General features: G+C 65.6%; 21 protein-coding genes and 1 pseudogene. 11 read left to right on the forward strand and 11 right to left on the reverse strand.

What is annotated here, in order from left to right:
• Positions 1–118 precede the first annotated feature (118 nt).
• Entirely contained in the window at positions 119–1,543 is a 1,425-nt protein-coding gene (locus ACPXYO_RS09660) for an ATP-binding protein (protein ID WP_423919550.1), read from the reverse strand.
• Between the two features lie 234 nt (positions 1,544–1,777).
• Between ACPXYO_RS09660 and ACPXYO_RS09665 the strand changes: the two genes are divergently transcribed.
• On the forward strand, positions 1,778–2,791 hold the full coding sequence (locus ACPXYO_RS09665; RefSeq protein ID WP_423919553.1) for a hypothetical protein: 1,014 nt from the start codon (positions 1,778–1,780) through the stop codon (positions 2,789–2,791).
• A gap of 51 nt (positions 2,792–2,842) precedes the next feature.
• Here the strand turns inward: ACPXYO_RS09665 and ACPXYO_RS09670 are convergent, their stop codons facing one another.
• The 4 genes from ACPXYO_RS09670 to ACPXYO_RS09685 all read right to left on the reverse strand — a co-directional run bounded on the left by ACPXYO_RS09670 (position 2,843) and on the right by ACPXYO_RS09685 (position 5,352).
• A complete protein-coding gene (locus ACPXYO_RS09670; RefSeq protein ID WP_423919555.1) occupies positions 2,843–3,124 on the reverse strand; it encodes a hypothetical protein in 282 nt (93 codons plus the stop codon).
• Positions 3,121–3,363 (reverse strand): hypothetical protein, encoded by a 243-nt coding sequence (locus ACPXYO_RS09675; protein ID WP_423919558.1) that lies wholly within the window; start codon positions 3,361–3,363, stop codon positions 3,121–3,123. The genes ACPXYO_RS09670 and ACPXYO_RS09675 overlap by 4 nt, the downstream gene beginning before the upstream one ends.
• A 107-nt stretch (positions 3,364–3,470) precedes the next feature.
• Complete coding sequence (locus ACPXYO_RS09680) at positions 3,471–4,118, reverse strand: hypothetical protein (protein ID WP_423919560.1); 648 nt, start codon at positions 4,116–4,118, stop codon at positions 3,471–3,473.
• 91 nt (positions 4,119–4,209) lie between these two features.
• Positions 4,210–5,352: an LLM class flavin-dependent oxidoreductase gene (locus ACPXYO_RS09685; RefSeq protein WP_423919563.1), complete on the reverse strand. Its 1,143-nt coding sequence runs from the start codon at positions 5,350–5,352 to the stop codon at positions 4,210–4,212.
• Between the two features lie 123 nt (positions 5,353–5,475).
• On the opposite strand from ACPXYO_RS09685, the gene paaK reads away from it, so the two are divergent.
• Positions 5,476–6,774 (forward strand): phenylacetate--CoA ligase PaaK, encoded by a 1,299-nt coding sequence (gene paaK / locus ACPXYO_RS09690; RefSeq protein ID WP_423919566.1) that lies wholly within the window; start codon positions 5,476–5,478, stop codon positions 6,772–6,774.
• A gap of 31 nt (positions 6,775–6,805) precedes the next feature.
• On the opposite strand, the gene ACPXYO_RS09695 is transcribed toward paaK, so the two are convergent.
• Positions 6,806–7,969 (reverse strand): Fic family protein, encoded by a 1,164-nt coding sequence (locus ACPXYO_RS09695; protein ID WP_423919569.1) that lies wholly within the window; start codon positions 7,967–7,969, stop codon positions 6,806–6,808.
• Between the two features lie 335 nt (positions 7,970–8,304).
• Here ACPXYO_RS09695 and ACPXYO_RS09700 point away from each other — a divergent pair, with 335 nt between their 5' ends.
• Positions 8,305–8,613: an NIPSNAP family protein gene (locus tag ACPXYO_RS09700; RefSeq protein ID WP_423919572.1), complete on the forward strand. Its 309-nt coding sequence runs from the start codon at positions 8,305–8,307 to the stop codon at positions 8,611–8,613.
• A 116-nt stretch (positions 8,614–8,729) separates the two neighbouring features.
• The gene (locus ACPXYO_RS09705) at positions 8,730–9,533 is read left to right on the forward strand and encodes an HpcH/HpaI aldolase family protein (RefSeq protein ID WP_423919575.1); all 804 of its coding nucleotides are present in this window, start codon (positions 8,730–8,732) and stop codon (positions 9,531–9,533) included.
• A gap of 32 nt (positions 9,534–9,565) precedes the next feature.
• Here the strand turns inward: ACPXYO_RS09705 and ACPXYO_RS09710 are convergent, their stop codons facing one another.
• The 3 genes and pseudogenes from ACPXYO_RS09710 to ACPXYO_RS09720 all read right to left on the reverse strand — a co-directional run bounded on the left by ACPXYO_RS09710 (position 9,566) and on the right by ACPXYO_RS09720 (position 13,905).
• Positions 9,566–11,098, reverse strand: coding sequence for a hypothetical protein (locus ACPXYO_RS09710; protein WP_423919577.1), 1,533 nt, complete (start codon positions 11,096–11,098; stop codon positions 9,566–9,568).
• Between the two features lie 259 nt (positions 11,099–11,357).
• A pseudogene (locus ACPXYO_RS09715) lies at positions 11,358–12,401 on the reverse strand (IS110 family transposase); the annotation flags it as partial.
• Positions 12,402–12,678: 277 nt separating this feature from the next.
• Complete coding sequence (locus ACPXYO_RS09720; RefSeq protein WP_423919580.1) at positions 12,679–13,905, reverse strand: IS110 family transposase; 1,227 nt, start codon at positions 13,903–13,905, stop codon at positions 12,679–12,681.
• 502 nt (positions 13,906–14,407) lie between these two features.
• On the opposite strand from ACPXYO_RS09720, the gene ACPXYO_RS09725 reads away from it, so the two are divergent.
• The gene (locus tag ACPXYO_RS09725; protein ID WP_423919582.1) at positions 14,408–15,064 is read left to right on the forward strand and encodes a vWA domain-containing protein; all 657 of its coding nucleotides are present in this window, start codon (positions 14,408–14,410) and stop codon (positions 15,062–15,064) included.
• Positions 15,065–15,092: 28 nt separating this feature from the next.
• On the opposite strand, the gene ACPXYO_RS09730 is transcribed toward ACPXYO_RS09725, so the two are convergent.
• Together ACPXYO_RS09730 and ACPXYO_RS09735 are read right to left on the reverse strand one after the other, a co-directional pair.
• Positions 15,093–15,488 carry a type II toxin-antitoxin system VapC family toxin gene (locus tag ACPXYO_RS09730; protein ID WP_423919585.1) on the reverse strand — a complete coding sequence of 132 codons (396 nt, stop codon included), beginning with the start codon at positions 15,486–15,488 and terminating at the stop codon, positions 15,093–15,095.
• Positions 15,485–15,727, reverse strand: a complete 243-nt coding sequence (locus ACPXYO_RS09735) for a type II toxin-antitoxin system VapB family antitoxin (protein WP_423919588.1) — start codon at positions 15,725–15,727, stop codon at positions 15,485–15,487. The genes ACPXYO_RS09730 and ACPXYO_RS09735 overlap by 4 nt, the downstream gene beginning before the upstream one ends.
• Positions 15,728–15,852: 125 nt before the next feature.
• Between ACPXYO_RS09735 and ACPXYO_RS09740 the strand changes: the two genes are divergently transcribed.
• The 6 genes from ACPXYO_RS09740 (at position 15,853) to ACPXYO_RS09765 (ending at position 21,066) form a co-directional block, all read left to right on the forward strand.
• Positions 15,853–17,001, forward strand: coding sequence for an amidohydrolase family protein (locus tag ACPXYO_RS09740; RefSeq protein WP_423919591.1), 1,149 nt, complete (start codon positions 15,853–15,855; stop codon positions 16,999–17,001).
• Between the two features lie 153 nt (positions 17,002–17,154).
• Positions 17,155–17,931, forward strand: a complete 777-nt coding sequence (locus ACPXYO_RS09745; RefSeq protein WP_423919594.1) for a TIGR00266 family protein — start codon at positions 17,155–17,157, stop codon at positions 17,929–17,931.
• Between the two features lie 58 nt (positions 17,932–17,989).
• Positions 17,990–19,054, forward strand: a complete 1,065-nt coding sequence (locus ACPXYO_RS09750) for a hypothetical protein (RefSeq protein WP_423919596.1) — start codon at positions 17,990–17,992, stop codon at positions 19,052–19,054.
• A 49-nt stretch (positions 19,055–19,103) separates the two neighbouring features.
• The gene (locus ACPXYO_RS09755) at positions 19,104–19,880 is read left to right on the forward strand and encodes a hypothetical protein (RefSeq protein WP_423919599.1); all 777 of its coding nucleotides are present in this window, start codon (positions 19,104–19,106) and stop codon (positions 19,878–19,880) included.
• A gap of 116 nt (positions 19,881–19,996) precedes the next feature.
• Complete coding sequence (locus ACPXYO_RS09760; protein ID WP_423919601.1) at positions 19,997–20,515, forward strand: UGSC family (seleno)protein; 519 nt, start codon at positions 19,997–19,999, stop codon at positions 20,513–20,515.
• Between the two features lie 83 nt (positions 20,516–20,598).
• Positions 20,599–21,066: a VOC family protein gene (locus tag ACPXYO_RS09765; protein WP_423919604.1), complete on the forward strand. Its 468-nt coding sequence runs from the start codon at positions 20,599–20,601 to the stop codon at positions 21,064–21,066.
• Positions 21,067–21,239: the final 173 nt, after the last annotated feature.

Below are 21,239 nucleotides of genomic sequence, written 5' to 3' on the forward strand. Positions count from 1 at the left end.
TCAACTACTCTAAAACATTTAGAGTAGTTGAGAGTAGGTCAGAAAACCCAGTGTCTATACGGGTTTCCGCGCTCCGAACTGTAAAGACCAGTTGAGACTTGTTGAAAGCAAGATGCCCTCAGCGGGTCTGCTCCCGCACTCGCCAATACGCCCACGGGTCATTGCGTGAACGCCCCAGCCACTCGATGAGGCCAAGATCCCGAAGCCGGCCGAGGTCTCTGAGCACCACTGGGCGGGACCAGCCACTGGCTTCGACGGCATCGCCAGTGGACAGCCCGTCATGAGCACGCAGCAGACCCAAGAGCTGCCGCTGCCTCGGCATGAGCTGCTGCTCGAGTTCCACGTTCACCGTGAAGCTGGACAGCGTGAGCTGCACCGATGTCGATGTCTGGGTGTACGTGGGGTCAGTGAGCCCGGCGCTGCGCATCTCATCGAAAATGCGCCGAATGCCTTCGCCGAGTTCCTGGCCAAAGCGCAATTCGGCGCACACGCGAGCTATGCGCGGGTTGCGCGCGAATCGCATCACCTCACGCGGGTCGGCCGGGTCAGACAGGCCGGGGAAACGCCCAGGGCTCCTCACCTCGACTCGATCGTCGAAGATCTCGACCCGGATGTGATCGCCGGCATAGCCGTACGAGCGATGCACTACGGCATTGACCACGCCTTCGAGCCATGCATCTGCGGGGATGATCGGCATGTCCTCGAATCGGCCCTCGGGACCCAAGGCTCGTCGACTGGGGACCAAGCTCGCAATTGCCTCTCGCGCGGCGCTGAGTTGGTGTGGCAGCGGGCCGTCGAAGCGCACGTCAAAGATGATCTGCTGGTGGCGCCCTGAGCCTCGTTCGCGGCCGCGATAGCGCACGACGCGCACATTGGCCTGAGGGAGCCAAGTCTGCGGGATCGGGGCGAACAGCAACGCCGCTGCCACTGTGACTTCGTCGCTGGCCGTCACGAGTCCTCGGGCGACCAGCAGTCGCCTGGGGTCACTCGAACCAGCCGCCTGTGCGTACTCATCCAGCAGCTCGGCATCGAGATCAGCCACGCTCACGTCCGGCAGCACGGTCGCCTCGTACGTTGTCTGCCCCTTGTCGGCGAGCAGTTCACGGCGCTGATCGAAGCGCAGCTTGCGCGTCTCGTCGCCGACTCGCAGGAACGCCGTGTCGTCGGTGGTGGTGTGCACGACGCCGGACGCTTCGACTCGCATCAGGAGAAGGCGGTCGGCCTCGCCGCGGTGATCGATGCATTCCACGAGCCGGGTCTCGCACGGGACGGTTGGCATCGTGAAGTCCATGGCGGCCTGTTGCCAGCCCGACAACGATTCGGGTCCGGCGGCGTTGATGCCCTCCACTCGTCCATTGCCGAGTCCGATGACGATGGTGCCGCCGTCAGCGTTGGCGAACCCCACGAGCACCTCGCCCAGTTGTCGCGCCCCGAGCCTTGGACCTTTTCGGTCGAACCATTGGTCCTCCGTCAGCCCGAGCAGGAGAGTTCCGCGTTGCTGCATGTCGGCGGCGAGGGCAAGGTCCGCAGTCTTGGCTGTCATCGGCAGGCTCCTGATGCCGCGTTCTGCATGCACAGCTTACTCTAAAATATTTAGAGTAGTTAAGAGCAGGCCACAAAACCCAGTCTTCATGCGGGTTTGCGGGCAACGGGCCGTTAACGGCAGTTGAGACTTGTTGAGAGCGAATTCGTCCCGCCTCCTACGATGCGCTGCAGGTCGGCAGGCGGAGATACCACGCGCGGGTTGCACGAGCGTGGCTTGAGGAGGCTGTGATCAGTGTTGGTTCGGCAGAACGATTGGGACGATCTCCGCAACGAGTTCTCGGCAGTCTTGTTTCGTCTCAGCTACCGGACGAATCAGGAATACCGAAGCGGATACCGCGGACCAGACGACGAATACGAAGGCGACGACGAGCAGCGGATCATCCGGTCCATGCGCGGCTGGTGGGAGATCGATGGGTCTGATGTGCAGGCATTGGCTGATCCGGCCGCTTTGGGTGTGCAGTACGCAGTCGCCTTTCACCAAGGGCGCACTCGGGCCGTGGTGCAGATCGATGGCTGGCACTGGGTTGCTGGCCTGGAAGGCGACGCGCACCACCTCTTGTCTGTCGATGACTTCCTGCACGGCAGCCAGGCCGGAGGATGCGAATCCGGTCCACTTGAGGATGAGCGGTGGCGCAACCAAGAGCGCGTTCGTTGGGCATTCGACGCCAGTCCTGCACCCGACCGGGTGCACCAGGCATGGGTGAACGAGGGTGGTACAGAAGTCAGCGGCATGCGTCGCGACACCATCGTCTCGGTCTGGCCCTACTCACTCGCCGATGACCAGCGCGACCTCGTTGACCGAGCACTGCGCATCTTTGGTGAAGTGCTACAGGCGCGCCTGGTCCGCGAATTCGGCCCTCGCGACCTGGATTGGCTTCGCCAATCCTTGCGTGATGGAGCAGGCAGCGCAGAAGCACGACGCGAGTTGGGGGAGCACCCCGAGCGATCTCTAGATCCGGAACTCTGGCTGAAGCTTGTCTCCAAGGACGAGAACTGGCACCGAGTGCGAGATTGCTTCCCATCATTCCGGCAACCCAGTTTCTTTCGACAGTTGCTTCGCATGAGACATCGTTGGGCGCACTTCGCATATCGGGAACAGGTCCGCGAACGCGAAATCGACAATCTCCGGCGCATAACCGGGCTACTGAACGACATCGGTTCGCAACGCGCTGCGAGCAACGTTGGCTTCATTCGTCGGGTGCTTGAGACCCACGTACAGCGCCGGGAGGCCGACGAGGCAGCCTGAGCCGACGCGTCGCATGCATCGCGACGTTGTCCCGCTTGCCGGTCGTCGTTGTCAGGAAGGCTCGGCGGGTGAGTCGTAGCGCTGTTGGGCTTCTGCCTCTGGCAAGCCGAGCAGTTCGCCGATGCGTTGCCATGAGACACCATCGGCGCGGGCCGCGCCGACCTTGGTGCGAACTAATTCGTCCGGGCTCTCGGGGTCGCTTGCGGCACAGCGGAGCCACCAGTCTGAGATTGGGCGGCGAACGGCGCGTTCGGCATCGAAATTCTCACACCAGCGCGCTACGGCATCCCAGTCTTCGTTGTCGATGAGCTCATCAATCGAAGGTTCGGTCATGGTTCTCCGTTCCATCGGCGCCGCAGAAACCTCGGACGGGCTGGCATGGCGTGAAAGACCTCGGGTATCGGTCCGCGAAACCGAATCATGAGTTCTAGGGGACGGCCCGAGCGATCTCCGCCGATGATCATGGCCGTGTCGTCGAATTCGTACACATCGAAGGCGTTGCGATAAGCGTGGAGGATGTCGGCGTCGCTGATGCCGTGCCGGCGAGCAGCGGGCCGAATGTTGGGTTCCACCTCACCCTACCTGTCAACGCGAATCTGGCAGCTATGTCGATGATGGACTCGCAGAGTCGGAAACATCCGCAGTCTCTATAGGGCTTGACAAGCTTTTTCAATTTATTTTAGTGGTTTTCAAATATGAATCCAGCCGGTCGTGACGGGAAGAGGGTGACGGCGAGGACGGAGCCGATCATGCCCCCACCGGTAGACAGCACGAGGTCGGCAACCGTGTCGTCATAGGTGAGATCCAGCCCACCGCCCGCACCGGTCTCGGCCACGATCCACTCGGCCGCCTCCCAGCCCACGATGGCAAGAGCGCCCAACCCGGTGCCGAGCAGCCACGCATCGGTTCGCGACAGCCGGTTTGCACCCCCGCCGCGCCGGTAGCGCCAAGCATGGAACGCCCCGACGAGCAGTATCCAATTGACCGCGTGCAGCACATCGTCGGTAGCGTCGAACGTGTCGTAGACGTAGGCCAAGTTGCCGAGCGTGTCGATCAGGAACGGGGCCACGATCAGTACGTCGGCGGTTGCGGGATAAGGCCCGAATCGTCCCCGCCATGCCAGCGGGACCACCACCGCCGACAGCATGAACAGCGGGAACCGGAACGCCATTCCCTTGCCCTCGAGATGATCCAGCGGCACGGCGATCGCCACCACGAAGCACAGCGCCAGCGCAACCTTGAACGCCATCGCCACGGCCACGGCACGGCGGCGGCTGTCCAGCGCGACCACGCTGGAGATCGGATCTGTCCCTGTCGCCTCGGTCATGGTGTGACGGCCATGCTCGGCCACGGGCTCGCAGGGCCGCGATCACCCAGAGCATTCAAGAAGCGGGGCACGAAACCGGTCCTCGCCCCGCTCACGGACGCGCCCGCAGCGGCGCGATCACGCCCTCGGCGAACTCGTTGAGCATTGCCAGTTCCTGGTCTTGGGTGAAGTAGCCGACGTGGTGCCACAAGAAGAACTCGGTGACGCCGAACTCTTCGTGCAGCGAGGCGACGTGGTCAAGCTCCTGTTCCCGGCTGCCGCGCCACACGCGGCCCATCGGCACGACATAGGGCGGGGCGTTGTAGGCCCAGTTGAACAGCTCTTCGAATCCCGCGTACAGATCGGCGGCTTCGGCAGGGGTGCGGCCCATCGTGAGGTGGCCGCCGATCGCGAGCGCATCAGCGGCGGTGGTGTCACGCCCGGTGTTGTGCGCTTCCTCCAGATAGATGTTGAGCGCTGTGCCGATGAAGCTCTGCCGCTCGGGCGCCACGAAGCTGACCATCTTGCCGCCCTCGCGTGCCCAGAACTTCGAGGTCTCCATGCTGTAGCTGAACGGCGCATAGACGGGCGGGTGGGGGTCCTGCAGCGGACGGGGCACGATGCCGATCTCGAGCAGCGTCTTGTTCTCGTCGACCGCGGTGGGGTCGAAGTCGTCAGTCGGCGGGAAGTGCCACTCCATCTCTGGCGGAACCTGCCAGAACTCTCCTTTGATCGACACCTTGTCCTGGGTCCACAGCGACTTGATGAGATGCCAGTTCTCATAGAGTGCCCGGCGGTTGCGCTGGTCGGCCTCGGACTTGTCGGACTCGGTTGATGTGATGCCCAGATGCTGGCCGAACGTGCCCGTCCAGCGGGGTGTGTTGCCGCGTGAGAACCCGACGAAGGTCCGCCCGCCGGTGAAGTGGTCGAGCATGGCGATGTTCTCGGCGAGCTGGATCGGATTCACGGCGGTGAGGTTCATCCCGAGCTGGCCGACCCGCATCCGCTCGGTGTGCTGGGCCACGAAATAGTCCCAGAACAGCGGGTTCGTGGTGGTCTCGATGCCTTCCACCTGCAAGTGCTGCTCGGTCATCGCAAAGCCGTCATAACCCACCGACTCGGCGAACTGCATCTGGGTTCGCACGTGGTCCATGAGGGTCTGCCAGCGCTCCGGGATCGATCCGGCGAGGCCGATCTGCTCGCCGCGGCGGCGCATGTACGGCACCACCAGGATCGTGAAGCGGAAGTCGGTCATCGGAATCCGGATTCCTTTCAGCGGGCCGCGTCTTGCAGAAGCGGCCGCACAGACTGCAACACTAGGAAGCCGACCCCCCAACTCGCCCACCCGACACCCTCTGAGCGCGGAAGGAACCGCCACATGCCCAAGTTCGAACCCGTTGCAGGGCGAGGCCTGCACACCATCGAGAATGCCCCGATCCCCGAGATTCGCGCCCTGCAGCTCGAGCGGATAAAGTGGAGCCTGGCGCACGCCTACGCCCACGTGCCGGTCTATCGGCAGCTGTTCGACCAGGCAGGCGTTCACCCTGCGGACCTGCGCAGCCTCGATGACTTGCAGCGGTTCCCGTTCACGTCAAAGGCGGAGCTGCGAGACAACTACCCCTTCGGGATGTTCGCTGTGCCCCGGGAACAGGTGGTGCGGGTCCATGCCTCCTCGGGCACGACCGGCAAGCCGACGGTGGTCGGCTACACACAATCCGATCTGGACATGTGGTCCCACGTGTTCCAGCGCTCGCTGGTGGCCGCCGGTGTGCGGCCCGGCGATGTCGTGCATGTCGCTTACGGCTATGGCCTGTTCACCGGTGGACTGGGCGCGCACTACGGCGCTGAGCAGTACGGCTGCACGGTGGTTCCCGCATCGGTCGGCCAGACCGCTCGACAGGTACAGCTCCTGGTGGATTTCGACGCCGACGTGCTGTGTGCCACACCGTCGTATGCCCTCGTGGTGGCCGACGAGTTCCGCAAGCAGGGCATCGACCCCGCGTCGACCTCGCTGAGGGTCGGCATCTTCGGCGCGGAGCCGTGGTCGGAGGCGATGCGGGCTGAGCTCGAGGACGCGTTCGGCATTGACGCCGTGGATATCTACGGCCTCTCGGAGGTCATCGGCGGCGGCGTGGCGAACGAGTGCGTCGAGACGAAGGACGGCCCGACGATCTGGGAGGACCACTTCTATCCCGAGATCGTCGATCCCGATTCGGGCGAGGTCTTGGGTGAGGGCGAGACCGGCGAACTGGTGTTCACGTCGCTGACCAAGGTTGCGATGCCGGTGATCCGGTATCGAACAAGGGACATCTGCTCATTGCAGCCCGGGACGGCTCGTTCCATGCGTCGCATGGGAAGGGTTGCTGCCCGCACCGACGACATGCTCATCATCCGCGGTGTCAACGTGTTCCCCAGCCAGTTCGAGGAGCTGGTGTCGGCACACCCCCGGCTCACGCCGCACTTCGTGCTCGAGGTGCACCAGCGCGGCCGTCTCGAGGGCATCACTGCCGTCCTGGAGCCGAAGCCCGACGCCACCGACCACGAAGCGATCGCCACCGAATTCGGCAACACAGTGCGTCAGCGCATCGGCATAGCCGTGGATGTGCGCACGGTCGAGCCCGACGGCATTCCCCGCTCAGAAGGCAAGGCCCAGCGCGTCCGCGACCTCCGGGGCTGACGGCTCAGCGCCGCGCTGAGGCTTCTGCCCCTCAGAGCGGCTCGGTGTCCTCGTCGAGGATGTCGAGGTATTCCGTGTACACGAAGACGCGATCTCGCGCACGTCCGGTTACTTCACGTGCCACGCCGAGCCCACACAGCCGACTGAGTGCTGTGGCCACGGTGGGCCGCGAGAGGCCAGTCTGATCGGCGACCCGGTTGATGTTGGTGACGGGACGCTCGCCCAGCGCACGCAACACGCGCAGTGTGCCACCGGTTGTATGAGCCGCCTGTTGCACTTGTGCTCGGTCTCGGTCGGTGACTTCGGCGATCCTCCGAGCCGTCTCGACTGCCGAGTTGGCGGCGACAGTGACGGCTTCGAGGAAGAAGGCAATCCATGCTTCCCAGTCGCCTCGTGTCCGCACAGCGTCCAGCAGCTCGTAATACAGCGAGCGATGCCGCTTGAAGTGCAGGCTGAGATACAGCGCTGGTGTTGAGAGGACGCCCCGGTCCAGCAGGACGAGCAGGATCAGCATGCGGCCGACGCGCCCATTGCCGTCCAAGAAGGGATGGATGGTCTCAAACTGGACATGCACCCGACCGGCGCGCACGAGTGCGGGCAGTTCGTCATCTTGGTGAAGAAACTTCTCGAGGTCCGAAATTGCCTCGGCCGCCTGTTCGTGCGGCGGCGGGACGAAGCGGGCGTTGCTGGGCCGCGTGCCACCAATCCAGACCTGCGACTTCCGGAACTCGCCTGGCAGCTTCTTGGACCCCCGAGTGCCGGTCAGGAGGATCTCGTGCACGCCCCGCAGCAAGCGATTGCATAGCGGCAAGCCGTTCGGGCTGTCCAACTGATCGCGGGCATGAACGAAAGCGCGTACGTAGTTGGACACTTCGATGTCGTCGTCGAGCGGCGCCCCTGCGGCTTCGTCGACTTCATAGCGCAGCAGGTCGGTAAACGTTGACTGCGTTCCCTCAATCTGCGAGCTGAGCACAGCCTCTTTGCGCAGGTAGGAATACAGCAGGAGCCCTTCGTTCGGCAGCAGCTGGGCCGCACCGTCGAGGCGGCCAAGCGCATTGGCCGCGTCATGCAATGCGTTGATCAGCGACATGCCGAAGTGCAGTGACGGATCTGGTGGCAGGGGGTCCGGCACAAACGCCCGCACTTTCTCGTCCTTGTAGTGCGTGATCACGTAGTGCCCAGTGGTGCGGTTCATCGGGGCTGCTCCTTCGGCGCCGTACCACGAGCGTAAATCTTGAGAAAAACTTGACAATTTATTTTCGTATTGGTCGTTCGAAGGCAGGGAATTCTCGTTGGCAGATATCGTATGAAAATACAGGAAGCAAATTTTCGCAACGATTTCCCGTATAGAACTTTCTTTCACAGCACTTGCCGATGCGGGCAGCGGTGCCCATCTGCCCAGCACACAGCGCTGACCGTTCGTGTCAGACTCGCCACGACGCGTGGACAGCCTGCGAACTACGGTGCGACGACCGCACCATGGGTGGCCGCGTGTGGAGTTCGTATGAGCGAGTGTCGAAGGAGAGAGCGATGAGCTTTGTGGAGATGCGGCGCTACCGGCTGAAGGTCGGCGCCCCCGAACGCTGGGTCAAGGCGTACTTCGACAAGGGCTACGAGGCGCAACGCAAGTACCTGGGCGAGCCGGTCGGCTACTACACGACCGAGTTCGGCGGCATCAACGAAGTCATCCACATGTGGCGCTACGACACGCTCGAAGAGCGGGCCCAGAAGCGCAAGGCACTCTTCGAGGATCCCGAATGGCTCGAGTTCGTGAATGAGATCGCGCCGCTGGTCGAGATTCAGGAGAACTCGATACTGCGCGACATCTTCGAAGCCTGAGCAGCCGGCGGCGTGCGGTCGGGTTGGGACCCGGTCCGAGTTGCTGCGCCGGTCTGAATTGACGCTGCATTGGCACGCTGAATTGACGCACTGACCCGAGACGGGAGCACACATCCATGCCGAACAACATGATGGACACTTGGGCAGCCGGGGACGAGACGCTAGGCACCTGGCTGTCCATGGCCTCCAGCCATTCGGCCGAGATCGCCGGGCGAGCCGGCTTCGACTACGTCTGCGTGGACATGCAGCACGGCGTTGCCGACTACCAGGTGGCGGTGGAGATGATGCAGGCCATCGAGATGAGCGGCGGCACGCCCATCGTGCGGGTGCCGTGGAACGAGCCCGGCGTCATCGGGCGGGTGCTCGACGCCGGCGCACGGGGCGTGGTTGTCCCGATGGTGAACTCGGTCGCCGAGACACAGGCAGCGGTCTCAGCCTGCAAGTACCCGCCGCTCGGTGCCCGCAGCTTCGGCCCGGTGCTCGTGGCTGCACGGGCAGCAGCGGGGGAGAACTACTTCGAGGTCGCGAATGCCACGACGGCCTGTATTCCCATGATCGAGACCCGCCAGGCGGTCGAGGCCCTCGACGACATCCTGGCGATCGAGGGCGTCGACGCCATCTACGTCGGTCCGGCCGATCTGTCCATCAGCTACGGCTACGGACCTGGTTACACCGATGACCACGCCGACTACAAGGCAGCGCTGGAGCACATAGCGGAACGCTGCGCTGCTCATGGCGTGGTGGCCGGCATCCACTCGACGGCCGCGCTGTCGGCCGACCGCCGCGGCAAGGGCTATCGCATGCAGACCATTGCCGGCGATGCCATGGCGCTCGGCCGAGGTATGGCCCGCGACCTGCGCACCGCCCGCGAATCCGGTGTCACCGAGGCCACCAGCGGCGCCGATTCCAAGATCTACTGACCCCTGCCGCGAAGCGCGGCGGCGACCCGCCGTCAGGCCGTAGGCGGGCCCGGCTCGTCGTCTTCGAGATCCACTGACTGGTCGCGATCAGCGGTTCCTTTGGCTCGTCTCGCCGCCGAGCCGATTGCCGAGGTTGCTGCGTCGGCGGTACGCGCTGCAAAGCGTCCGGTCGCCTTCGCGCCGCTGGCTGTCGCGTGACCGGCGGTCGCTGCCTGGTCGGCGGTGAAGCGGCCAACAGCCGACGCTGAGCCTGCAACGAGCTCTCCGGCCTTTGCCGTGCCGCTCGAGACCGTGCGTCCCGTATCAGCAGCGAAATCGCCGAGGACGGCAGCTTGCGCTGCAACCTGACCCATCACGGTGCGCGCTTCGTCCTTGACGAACTGGCAGACCGCATCGAGTTCGACATTCTTCGTGGCAGTGTGGGCGAGCACCCCCGCCGTGATGCCCGTCAGCATCGCAACGCCAGCCGGACCGCCTGCGACCCCCACGAGCGCTATCGCGCCGAGGCTGGTGCCGGATGCGAGCGCACCCTTGAACGCTCCGTCAGCCAGGTCGTCGTACTCGCCGGCCGAATGGGCTTTGTGGAACGCGCGTCCCAATGCGACTACCGCGATGGGCATGAGCAGGGGATTCGTGCTGAGCGCTGCACTGAGGGACATGGATACGGCGATCTGGGCAAACGTCTCAGTGTCGGCGCGATTCCAGCCGAAGATCACCGAGACCGCGCCCACAGTGGCGCCGAGCACGTCGGCTGCGTCGTAGGTGACGAGTTCGCTGAGCCAGCTCTTGGGGATGCCAAAGGTCGACTTCAGCGATTCGGCTACGGCGTCGTAGGTGGGCTTGTCCCATGTGGCCAGCGGCAACCCCTTGGGCGTGGAGACGTCTCGCAGCAGTCCCTGGATGGCACCGAGCGTCTCCTGGGTCAGCGTGTCGTCGGCTGAGGCTTGCGATGCGGCCTTGAATGCGCCGCTGATCGTGTGGCCCCCGTCGAAGAGACGGTGGTTGCCGCCACCGATAAAGGTATCGAGGTAGACGGCGTCCATGGCCTTGTCGTAGATGGTCGGCGTGCCTGTAACGGCAGAAGCGACCACATCGTTGACGCTCGCCGACAGGTCGCTGGCCACGAGCGCTTGCGCGGCCGAGAACACCTGGGCTGTCCGCTCAGTCGTCGAATCGAACAACCACCGAGCGCCCTTCCCAACGGCTTGTCCACCGGCAACTCCCGCTTTGGCGGTTCCTCTGCCGATGGCCTGCGCTGCTGATGCACCGGTTGTCACTGCTGTCTTGGCGCTATTGCCGATGGCCTGAGTCGTCGCTACTCCGGTCGAGCCGACAACCTCGGTCGCCTTTCGGCTTCCGGAGACCGTCGCGTCGGTCGCCTGCTTGCCGGTGGCAAGTGCGGTGTCGGCAAGACGCCTGAGACGTCCGGGCTCGTCATTTTCGAGATCTGGTTCAGCCGGAGAAGTGGGGTCCGGCGCGATCGGGTCCGGACCTTCCGACGGTCGTCCCTCCTCTGCCGGTCGGTGTGCGGCGACCTCGTCCAGATCCTGTAGCTCCTCGTCCATCTGGTTGAGGTTACGAGCGACGAGGTTCCTCCGGTCGATTCTCACATGCCGGGCACCCATGGTTGATGCTCCTATAGGCCGTAATTTGTCAAGCGGCTTGGTGGGGTCGGAGCCAGGTTTGGCAGCGGCGGGCGAGTTCGGCGTTGTGGGTGAGGCCGCGTTCGATCTCGGAGAGGCGGGTGGGCCAGGTGCTGAGCGCTTGGGCGGCGTCGGCGAGTGTGAGGCCGCTTTTGATGCGTGCGGCTCGCAGGTCGGCTCCGCGGGGGGCGGTCGCGGGGCTGGTCAGGAGGCGGAACATCTCGCGGGCAACGTGGCGCTTGAGGCAGCGGATGATCTCCCTTTTGGACTTGCCCTCGAGCGTGCGTCGTGCGACGTAGGCCTGGGTGCGCGCGTCGCTGGGCATGCGCACGAGAACGATGCGCCACAGGGCGTTGTCGGCCTGTCGGTCGCCGCCGCTGTTGAGCCGGTGGCGGGTCACCTTGCCGGAGGAGGCCTCGACGGGGCTGGTGCCGCACAGCGCAGCGAAGGCGGCTTCGGAGCCCATGCGCTTGGGGTTGTCGCCGGCGGTGACCAGCAGCGTGGCGGCGGCTTCGGGGCCGACGCCGTGGGCGGCGATCAGGGCCGGGTTGATGGCGGCGCAAAGCACGGCGAGCTGGGCGTCGAGTTCGTCGATCTCGCCGCTGAGTCCCGAGTGCCGACGCGCCAGGGTGCGCAGGGCGAGCTTGGTGGCCTCGCCGGGGTCTGTCGTGTCCCCCGTCCCGAAGCGGGAGCACACAGCGACGCGTTGGCCGGTGTCGAGGTTCCCCAGCCGGGATCGAAGCTGGTCGGGGGCGGTGAGGGTCAGGTCGCGGATCTGGTTGGCGGCCTGTGTGCGGGACTTGATCGCCGAGCGGCGAGCGAGGCGCAGCACCCGCACACTCTCCACTGGCCCGCCGCCCGCCTTGGGTGTTCCCGCCGCGTCGCCGTTGAGCGCCGCCCGGGCTGCGGCCTCGGCGTCGACGGTGTCGGACTTGCCGTGACGCCGGCGTCGCTGCCGGTCGGGGCGGTTGATCTCGGTGACCGTGACGCCTTCGCCGGCGAGGCAGCGGGCCAGGCCGGCGCCGTAGGAGCCGGTGCCCTCGACGCCGACCCCGACGACGTGGCCGTGGCGGCGCAGCCACCGCAGCAGTCCTCGATAGCCGGCGGGAGTCGCCGCGAACGACGACGTCGCCAGGATCCGCCCGGCCGCGTCGATGACCGCGCAGACATGGACCTCGCCGTGCGTGTCGACCCCTCCTGTGACCTGCCTGTCATGAACATGCATGCTGAACCTGCCTTCCGTTCGTGAACTCCCATGGATGGCACCACCGGCCGGGACGACGGACAAGACATCGACGGGGGAACAGCCAAGCTCCTCATGAGGTCACGTTCGTCCGACCAGCTGGTGCGCGTTCGATGTCTCGATGGACCGGCCGACGGATCAGTCACAAGGCACAAGGCCAGTCACACCCCGAGTCAGACCAGCCCATCGAGACATCGAACGCATCCTCCCGAGCCGGAGTCCGACCCAAGTGGACCCTTCGATGATGCTCCTATTGATGTCAAGCGGCGGGTTGGAGTGTGTTGAGCCAGTCGCGGTAGGCGGGCACGAGGGCGTGGTGGGGTGCTTTGCCTCGTTCGATCATGGAGATGGTTGCGGGCCAGGTGTTGAGCTGGTCGGCGGCGTGGGCGAGGCTGAGGCCGGCTGCTTGTCGGCGGTGTCGGAGTTCGCCTGGATCGCCGGCGCTGTTGGCGTGGTGGGGGTGGGCGAGCAGTGCGAAGACTTCTCGGGCGATGTAGCGCTTGAGGCATCGGATGATCTCTCGGCGCGATTTGCCTTCTGTTTGGCGGCGTTGGGCATACGCGCGTGTTCGGGGGCAGGTGGCGAGGCGGACCATGGCGATGCGCCACAGGGCGTGGTTGGCTTGGCGGTTCCCGCCGGGGTTGAGGCGGTGGCGGGTGGTCTTGCCTGAGGACGCCTCGATGGGTGATGCGCCGCACAGCGCTGCGAACGACGCTTCGCCGGTGAGCCGTTCGGGGTTGTCGCCGGCGGTGATGAGCAGGATCGACGCCGTGTCGGTGCCGATGCCTTTGGCGGCTCGCAGCGCCGGGTTGGCGGTCAAGGTGAGCTCGTCGAGATGGCGGCGCAGCTCGTCGAGATCGGCGTCGAGGACCTGATGTTGGCGGGCCAGGGTGCGCAAGGCGATCTTTGCCGCCTCGGCGGGCTCGGCGGGGTCGCCGGGACGGAACCGGGCGCAGCGAGCCACCCGCTGCGCAGTCGTGAGCGGCTCGAGGGCGCTGCGCAGCCGGTCCGGAGCAGTGACGACAAGATCGCGGATCTGATTGGAGACGCGGGTGCGATGGGCACGGGTCGAGCACAACGCGACCCGGATCGCCCGGATCGACTCCACAATCCCGTCGCTGCCCTTGGGAGCGGTGGTCGCGTCGCCGGCGAGCGCGGCGCGGGCCGCGGCCTCGGCGTCGACGACATCGGACTTTCCGCGGCGGCGACGCATCTGACGGTTCGGCCGGTTCACCTCGGCCACCTCGACGCCCGAGCCGACCAGATGACGCGTCAGCCCCGCCCCATAGGAGCCGGTGCCCTCCACACCGACACGCACCAGCGGCCCGAACGACCCCAGCCACTCTGCGAGCCGGCGATACCCCGCCGGGTCCGCCCCGAACGACGCCGTGGCGAGCACCCGGCCCGCCTGATCGGTCGCCGCAGCGACGTGGACCTCCTTGTGCGTGTCGACGCCTCCATAGACGCCGACTGGCTGATCAGCCATGATGAACCCCTGCCTTTCTCCCAACTGGGTGAGCGAGGCACCATCGGCCGGGACGGCGGACAGGACAGTCAAGGCGGTCTCCAAGGCTCCTATGAGGTCACGTCCGCCCGACCGGTCGGTGCGCGCCAGCAGCCGGGACACCAGGCCGACAGATCACGAACAAGGCACCAAGCCCGTCACACCCCGAGTCAAACCCAGGCCCGACCGCTGACCCTCCCATCATGACTGTCACACCCCCTCCGTACCTTGGAAATCAGTGAGGCGGTGGCCGGTAAGCGGCCCCGCATCCGGCAAGTTCGGCTTCGGAGCCGGATGAGTCGGGGTCTGCAGGAAGGGAATGAAAATGGGGTCAACATCAAGCAATGGGGCAACGAACGGGGAGCTCAAGCGGAGCTCGACAGCGCCGTGGGCAGGGGGTCGTGGCGGAACAGCAGGCACTGAGGATTCGCAGGAATCGAGTTGCACTCATTCGACAGCGGCAGAAGGCCGGTCGAAGGTGTGGATGCTGCTCGATCGCTCAGGTTCGATGACGGGGCTGGAAATCGCAGTCGTGAAAGGCGTGAACCGGTTCATCGCCGAGCAAGCGGCCGAGTCGGGCAAGTGCCGGCTGACCATCGCTCAGTTCGATTCGGAAGGACCGTTCGAAGTGCTGGTCGATGCCGTCTCGGTGCACAAGGCCCGACCGCTCGCGTTCGAGCAGTACCAGCCCCGCGCTGCAACGCCACTGTTCGACGCGATCGGGTCGTTGATCGGACGGGCTGATCGCCGAGCGAAGTTGCGGCACAAGGCCGGCAAGAAGCCCGAGGATCAGACGGTGGTGATCGTCACCGACGGGTTCGAGAACGCCAGCACCGACTTCACATCGGCAGACATTCACCGGCTCATCAGCAGCAGGCGCGAGCAGGGCTGGGCGTTCGTGTTCATGGGCGCCAACCAAGACTCGTACAGCGAGAGTCACCGCCTGGGCGTCGACCCGCGCAGTGTGCAGAACTACGAAGCATCCGACGAGGGAGTCGACGAGGCCTTCGGATCGCTGAGCCGTGCGCAGCGTTCGCGCCGCGCCATGGCGCCGGCAGATCGGACTGAGCACAGCGATGACTATTTCAGCGGCGTCCGCGAGGCCGAGGAAGGGATGCGGCGCCGCGGTCGAGGCGCCTGAACAGCGATCGGCTGATCACGCAGTGGCGTCAGCGCGAAGGCGTCGTGGCTATGTCGGTGTGAGTGAAGTCGTCGCCCACGCACAGGAGCGGCTGACCGGTCTGTCGTGCAAGCGCGTAGGCGAACGTGTCGCCAAGGTTGAGGGCTGCGCGATGCCTGCCCTTTCCGAACCGGCGCCAACACACCAGCGCCTCGCTGGCTTGACGCTCGTCGACGGGGGCAATGTGAACATCGGTGCGAGCGAGCAGTTCCTCGAGCAACTGGGTGCCCGCAGCCCTAGCTCGCGCTTCGATCACAATCCCCAATTCGACGCGGGTCGCGGCGGACATCACGCACGGTCCACGCAGGAGCTCGCGCTCGACCGCGTCGCTGCCGGGCTCTTCGAACAGCACCGCGACGACTGCAGAGGTGTCGACGACGGTCACCCCGGCAGTCCGTGTTGGTCATATCCCAAGATGTCGTCAATGCTCCGTTCATCGAGCGTCGGCAACCGCCGGAATCTCTCGACGATGTCATGGAGACTTCGTTCGCGCCGACGGAGCCTTTCGAGCGCAATCCGCGCCTCGAGAGAAGCAACGACTGCCTCGGTGATGGACTCACCCGTCAGGTCGGCCAGCTCCCGGGCAAGCTGATCAGCCTGCGCGCTCTTGATACTCAGCACCATAGGTAGAACTGTAGTTGCTGAGGTACCTAGGTACCTTCAGGCGCCCTGGCTCGCCAGAAGGTCAACCGGGCCGACCGAGCGGCGCACAACTAGGCTCGCTGGCTGATCACGGACTTGGGGGGAATGTGGACGTCGACTATCCGATTATCTCCGCTGACTCGCACATTGCGGAGGCACGCACCTGCTACACGGACTACATCGATCCGAAGTGGCGTGACGTAGCGCCCCGCGTCGAGTGGACCGAAGAGCGGGGCGATGTCTACGTCATCGACGGCATGAAGCGCACCATTGACATGGGACTCATCGCCGCTGCCGGTCAAAAGCCAGAAGACCTGAAGCGGACCGCGACGTACGAGGAACTTCCCCAAAGCAGCTACGACTCGACAACTCGCACCGCCGACCAGGATCGTGACGGCGTCTCCGCCGAGGTGATCTACCCGTCGGTGGGCATGGTGCTGTGCAACCACTCCGACCCCGACTACAAGAAGGCGGCCATGGACGCCTACAACCGGTGGATCTCCGACTACTGCTCGGTAGACACTGATCGGCTGTTGGCAGTGGGGCAGACGGCGCTGCGCTCGGTGTCCGAGGCCATCGACGACATCGTTGCGATGTCTGAGGTGGGCATGCGCGGCGTGATGATGTCCGGCAACCCGCACACAGAGTTCGACTTCGACGATCCCCGCTGGGACCCCTTCTGGCAGGCGGCCGTTGACCTGAACCTGCCCGTCTCGTGGCACATCCTCACCAGCCGCGGCCAAGGCCGGCCCCGAGGCCCGAAGGCGAACGCCTTCATGACCATCATCCGGGCCAACCAGGACATCATGGGCACGCTGGTATTCGGCGGCGTGTTCGAGCGCAACCCCGGGCTGCGGGTCGTCTGTGTGGAGGCCGACGCTGGCTGGGTGCCGCATTACATGTACCGGATGGATCACGCCTACAAGCGCCACCGGTACTGGCTGCCGCCGGGACAGGAGCTCTCGAAGCTCCCGAGCGAGTACTTCAGCGAGCACATCTACACCACGTTCCAGGACGACTGGGTGGCGTTCAAGATGGTGAACGACGTCAACCACCGGCGCCTGCTGTGGGCGAACGACTTCCCGCACTCGGACAGCACGTGGCCGTGGAGCCAGGAACTGCTCGACGAGCACTCCGCACACCTCACGCCCGAGCAGGCCCACGACATCCTCTGCAACAACTCGGCCGAGCTGTACGACATCGACCTGTCGAAGCTGCCGGTCGGCGGCGACCGGCTTGCAGCAGCCTCAGCCTGACCGGTAGCAAACGGGCGCCTGATCCGCCGCGATCAGAGCTTGAGCGAGACCAACTCCCGTGCCCCCGCGTGCCCCAGGCGCCAGCAGGCCGAGGGGTACCGTGGGCAGCGTGCGCCCCGCGCGTACGCATCCTGCGAACGAGGAGCCCCCGCCATGAAGAGCCACGAAGTCGACTACGAAGTCTTCGGCGATGACATGCAATTCGTCGAGGTCGAACTCGATCCCGGCGAGACCGTTGTCGGCGAGGCCGGCGCGATGATGTTCCTTGAAGACGGCATCACGTTCGAGTCGGTCATGGGCGATGGCTCCGCGCCGGACTCGGGGATGTGGGGCAAGCTCAAAGGCGCCGGCAAGCGTGTCATCTCCGGCGAGTCGCTGTACCTCACCCACTTCACCAACACCGGCGCCGCTGGCAAGGCCAAGGTCGGGTTCGCAGCGGGCTATCCAGGCAAGATCATCCCGGTGAACCTCGCGGAGATGGGCGGCGAGATCATTGCCCAGCGTGACGCTTTCCTATGCGCGGCCATGGGCACCAAGCTCGACATCGCTTGGCAGCGCGGCGTCGGCACGGGGCTATTCGGCGGCGAGGGCTTCATCCTCCAGCGCTTGACGGGTGACGGGATGACCTTCCTGCACGCTGGCGGCTCGATTAAGGCCGTCCAGCTGAACAATCAGACCGTCAGGCTCGACACAGGCTGCCTCGTCGCCCTGCAACCGTCGCTCAAGTACACGATCGAGCGGGCGGGCAACCTCAAGTCGATGTTCTTCGGCGGGGAGGGCTTGTTCCTGGCGACCGTGTCGGGCACCGGCTGGGTGTGGCTGCAGTCACTGCCGTTCGAACGACTGGCGTCTCGGGTGCTCGCCAACGCAACGGGACCGATGTCGGACGACTCACGCGGCTTGCTCTCGGGTCTGTTGGAGCGCAACTAACGCCGCACAGCGCTCTCACCGGCTGTCCGGTTCGTGTAGTCGCCATAGGGTCACGGCCATGCAGCTGACGTCGGGCCGTATCAACGTCGACGACCTTGCCGACGCGCAGGAGGCGTATCACTCACGCGGCTGGACAGATGGCCTGCCGGTGGTGCCCCCCACCGCCGACGCAGTGGCGGCTTGCTTGGAGTGGGCGATGCTGGCGCCGGACCACCTCATCGGCATCGAGCCCGTGAGAGCCCGGGCCATCACCGCAGAGAAGGCCGCCATCAACGCCGTGATGGCGGGTTGCCTGCCCCCGCACTTCCCGGTCGTGGTCACAGCGCTCACCGCCATGCTGGAGCCGGAATTCGGCCTCCACGGGCCGACGGCCTCCACCGGCGGTTGCGCCGTGCTGCTGATCGTGAACGGCCCCATCAGGCACGAACTGGCGATGGACGCCACCTTCAGCGTGCTCGGGGGAGCCGACCGGTCGCGGGCGGTCATCGGCCGGGCGGTGCGCCTCGTGCTGGCAAACGTGCTCGACGTACGGCCGGGCGGCATCGACCGCTCGACGCTGGGCCACCCCGGCAAACTCGGCTACTGCATCGCCGAAGACGAGGAAGCAACCGGATGGGTGTCGCTGGGCGACCAGCGGCTCGGCACCACGACCGCAGAACGCGGCCAGGTGTCGTCGGTGACGGCCGTGGCCTCGATGGCGCCCCGGCAGATCATGAACGAGTGGACGACCGACCCGGCCGAGCTGTGCGAAACCATCGCCGCTGAGATCCGGGCCAACCAGCTCAACTACTCCATCTGGCCCGGCAACTACGCAGTGGTGCTGCCGCCGCAGCTGCGCGAGCACTTTGACGCAGCCGGCTGGTCGAAGGACGACATTGCACGTTGCGTGTACGAGCGGGCACGGGTGCGCCGGGGGGACTGGGCCGCCGTAGGCAAGGGTGCGGTCGTCAAGGACCGGGCCGAGCGCGAGTACCCGGCGCTTGAGGCACCGGAAGACCTCTTGATCGTCGCAGCTGGGGGACCTGCGGGCGGCTTCGCTGCCGTCATACCGCCCTGGCTGGGCACTCGAAGCCACGCCGCCACCGTGGCAGTCGGTGCCTGCGTGGACTGTGAAGTGCGCTGAGCCTGAAGCCCGCGACCCCATCGGCCGGCAGTCGCGCCAGAATCGCACCATGGAAGGAAACTCCGGCTCGCACCAACCGAAGGACAATTACGACGGCCTGCTGGCCGAACTGCCGGACGACTACCTGGCGTCGGTCGAGGACTACCACCGGCTGGCGTATGCGGTCGTCGGCGAGGCGCGACGTGTCGCGACAGGCCGGTTCGGTCTGCGGAGCCTGATTGAGGGTCTCGGCACCCCGGTCTTCGACGTCCCCATGGGCCGCGCCGGTGAGATGGAGTGCCGGGTGTGGATCGCGGGCGACGAGCTGTACGCCGACGAGGGCGGCGTGGTGCGCAGCATGCACATCACGACGCTGGCGGCGGCAGCCGCCTTCGTCGGCGTCGCACCGGGGACCGAAGCTCGGGAGCACGACAGTCCAGAGCTGGGTGACACAGAGCGCTGGCTGAGGGTCAGCCCCGAAGTGGGTGCGCACCTCGAGTCGTGGTTCCGACTCGGCAACGACGTTCTGGAGCAGCTGAGGGCTTTGCCGGATGCCGTCGATGCCGACGAGGTTCAGCTATGGCCGGGGCACTTCGACATCGCAACTGCAATCGGCGGCGCGGAACGCGGAACCAGAGCGACGTACGGGCTGTCTCCGGGCGACGCTGCCCATCCGTACCCGTATGCATACGTCGGACCATGGGGCGAGGTGGACCGCGCCGACCCCTACTGGAATGATCCCGCATTCGGCGCCTCGCTTCCATACAGCGAGATGCTCGGAACAGCGAATCCCGCCGACGCTGCGTTCGAGTTCTTGTTTGCCGGCTACGACAGCATCAACGGCTGACCTGCCAGCCAGAGTGCCCGGCCCCGTACTGCGCACGCCGATCGGGGCGGTCCTCGTGGCACCATGTACGCAGCCGGTTGCTAGCGGGTGCGCGACCACGCCCGAGGAGGGTTGACGTGGAAGTACTGAACCCGACCCACGAACAGGATCCCGCCGGGTTCGCGGCGCCGGCGCGGCTGGCCACGCTGAAGGGCGCGACCATCGGCTTCATCTCCAACGGCAAGGAGAACACCAGGCCGTTCTTCGACCACGTCGAGCGTCTGCTGCGCGACTGTCACGGCGTGGCCAGGGTGATCCGGCGGACTAAACCCAACTACAGCGCGCCCGCGCAGCACGAGTTGCTAGCCGAGGCCATGGGCTGGGACGCCGTGCTCGCAGGCGTCGGCGACTGAGGCAGTTGCTCGTCGTGCAGTCTGCACGACGCAGTCGCCGCCGAGCGGGCTGGAGTGCCCGCCGTTAGCGTTATGACCAGCGCCTTTGCCGACGCTGCCGAGCTCATGGCGCGCGTCCAGGGTGTGCCCGACCACCCGTTCACCGTGATCGAGCACCCGATCGCAAGCGCCGATGATGCGGGGCTCGCCGAACGAGCCGAGACGGCCGTCGTGCAGGTCGTTGAGCTGCTTGTCGCCGACTAGCGTCGCACCACCCGCCCGCCCTCCGGCGGACCGAACTGCGATTCGCTGCATATGGAGCGAACAACGATTTGGAGCAGCTGAACATGGTTCAACCAATTCCCGACGACTACCCCCGCATCTCGGTCGGGCTGAGCGTGGACGGCGCCACAGACGCAATCGCGTTCTATACCGAGGTGCTCGGGATGACCGAGCGGATGCGCATCCCGATGGGTGACAGGATTGGCCACGCCGAGCTGACCCTGGGCGAATCGGTGGTCATGCTGGCCGATGAGTTCCCTGAGATGGGATTCGGCTCCCCGAAGCGACTGGGCGGGACGCCGGTCAACATGAGCGTGTACGTCGAAGACGTCGATGCGACATTCGCGGCTGCACTGGCAGCAGGCGCGACAGAGGTGCGGCCCGTTGTCGACCAGTTCTATGGCGACCGCTCAGGCATGATCGAGGACCCGTGGGGTCACCGCTGGAACATTGCAACCCACGTCGAGGACGTGGATCCCGAAGAATTGGCACGCCGGTCCGAGGCTGCCATGGCCGAGATGTCGGGGGATTGACCGGCAACATCGAGCGTCGAGCCCCGGCTCGACTTCCGACTCCGGCTTAGCCCTCCGCGCCGTTCGAGCGCCAGCTCCACCACCCACCACACCACTGCAGGCAGCCCCCACGCCAGGGCAAGTCCCTGGGTGCCTCCCGTCAGCAGGAACAGCCGATCCGGCCGATGCCGCAC

Source organism: Candidatus Poriferisodalis sp., from assembly GCF_965237655.1.
Lineage (GTDB): Bacteria > Actinomycetota > Acidimicrobiia > Acidimicrobiales > Poriferisodalaceae > Poriferisodalis.

Excerpts from the sequence above, each read along its gene's own strand:
- ACPXYO_RS09680 (WP_423919560.1), bottom strand. The coding sequence starts at position 4,118 with ATGACCGAGGCGACAGGGACAGATCCGATCTCCAGCGTGGTCGCGCTG.
- ACPXYO_RS09720 (WP_423919580.1), bottom strand. The coding sequence starts at position 13,905 with ATGGCTGATCAGCCAGTCGGCGTCTATGGAGGCGTCGACACGCACAAG.
- ACPXYO_RS09700 (WP_423919572.1), top strand. The coding sequence starts at position 8,305 with ATGAGCTTTGTGGAGATGCGGCGCTACCGGCTGAAGGTCGGCGCCCCC.
- ACPXYO_RS09755 (WP_423919599.1), top strand. The coding sequence starts at position 19,104 with ATGGAAGGAAACTCCGGCTCGCACCAACCGAAGGACAATTACGACGGC.
- ACPXYO_RS09695 (WP_423919569.1), bottom strand. The coding sequence starts at position 7,969 with ATGAACCGCACCACTGGGCACTACGTGATCACGCACTACAAGGACGAG.
- ACPXYO_RS09735 (WP_423919588.1), bottom strand. The coding sequence starts at position 15,727 with ATGGTGCTGAGTATCAAGAGCGCGCAGGCTGATCAGCTTGCCCGGGAG.
- ACPXYO_RS09745 (WP_423919594.1), top strand. The coding sequence starts at position 17,155 with ATGAAGAGCCACGAAGTCGACTACGAAGTCTTCGGCGATGACATGCAA.
- ACPXYO_RS09660 (WP_423919550.1), bottom strand. The coding sequence starts at position 1,543 with ATGACAGCCAAGACTGCGGACCTTGCCCTCGCCGCCGACATGCAGCAA.
- ACPXYO_RS09685 (WP_423919563.1), bottom strand. The coding sequence starts at position 5,352 with ATGACCGACTTCCGCTTCACGATCCTGGTGGTGCCGTACATGCGCCGC.
- ACPXYO_RS09670 (WP_423919555.1), bottom strand. The coding sequence starts at position 3,124 with ATGACCGAACCTTCGATTGATGAGCTCATCGACAACGAAGACTGGGAT.
- ACPXYO_RS09750 (WP_423919596.1), top strand. The coding sequence starts at position 17,990 with ATGCAGCTGACGTCGGGCCGTATCAACGTCGACGACCTTGCCGACGCG.
- paaK (WP_423919566.1), top strand. The coding sequence starts at position 5,476 with ATGCCCAAGTTCGAACCCGTTGCAGGGCGAGGCCTGCACACCATCGAG.
- ACPXYO_RS09725 (WP_423919582.1), top strand. The coding sequence starts at position 14,408 with ATGCTGCTCGATCGCTCAGGTTCGATGACGGGGCTGGAAATCGCAGTC.
- ACPXYO_RS09710 (WP_423919577.1), bottom strand. The coding sequence starts at position 11,098 with ATGGACGAGGAGCTACAGGATCTGGACGAGGTCGCCGCACACCGACCG.
- ACPXYO_RS09765 (WP_423919604.1), top strand. The coding sequence starts at position 20,599 with ATGGTTCAACCAATTCCCGACGACTACCCCCGCATCTCGGTCGGGCTG.
- ACPXYO_RS09705 (WP_423919575.1), top strand. The coding sequence starts at position 8,730 with ATGCCGAACAACATGATGGACACTTGGGCAGCCGGGGACGAGACGCTA.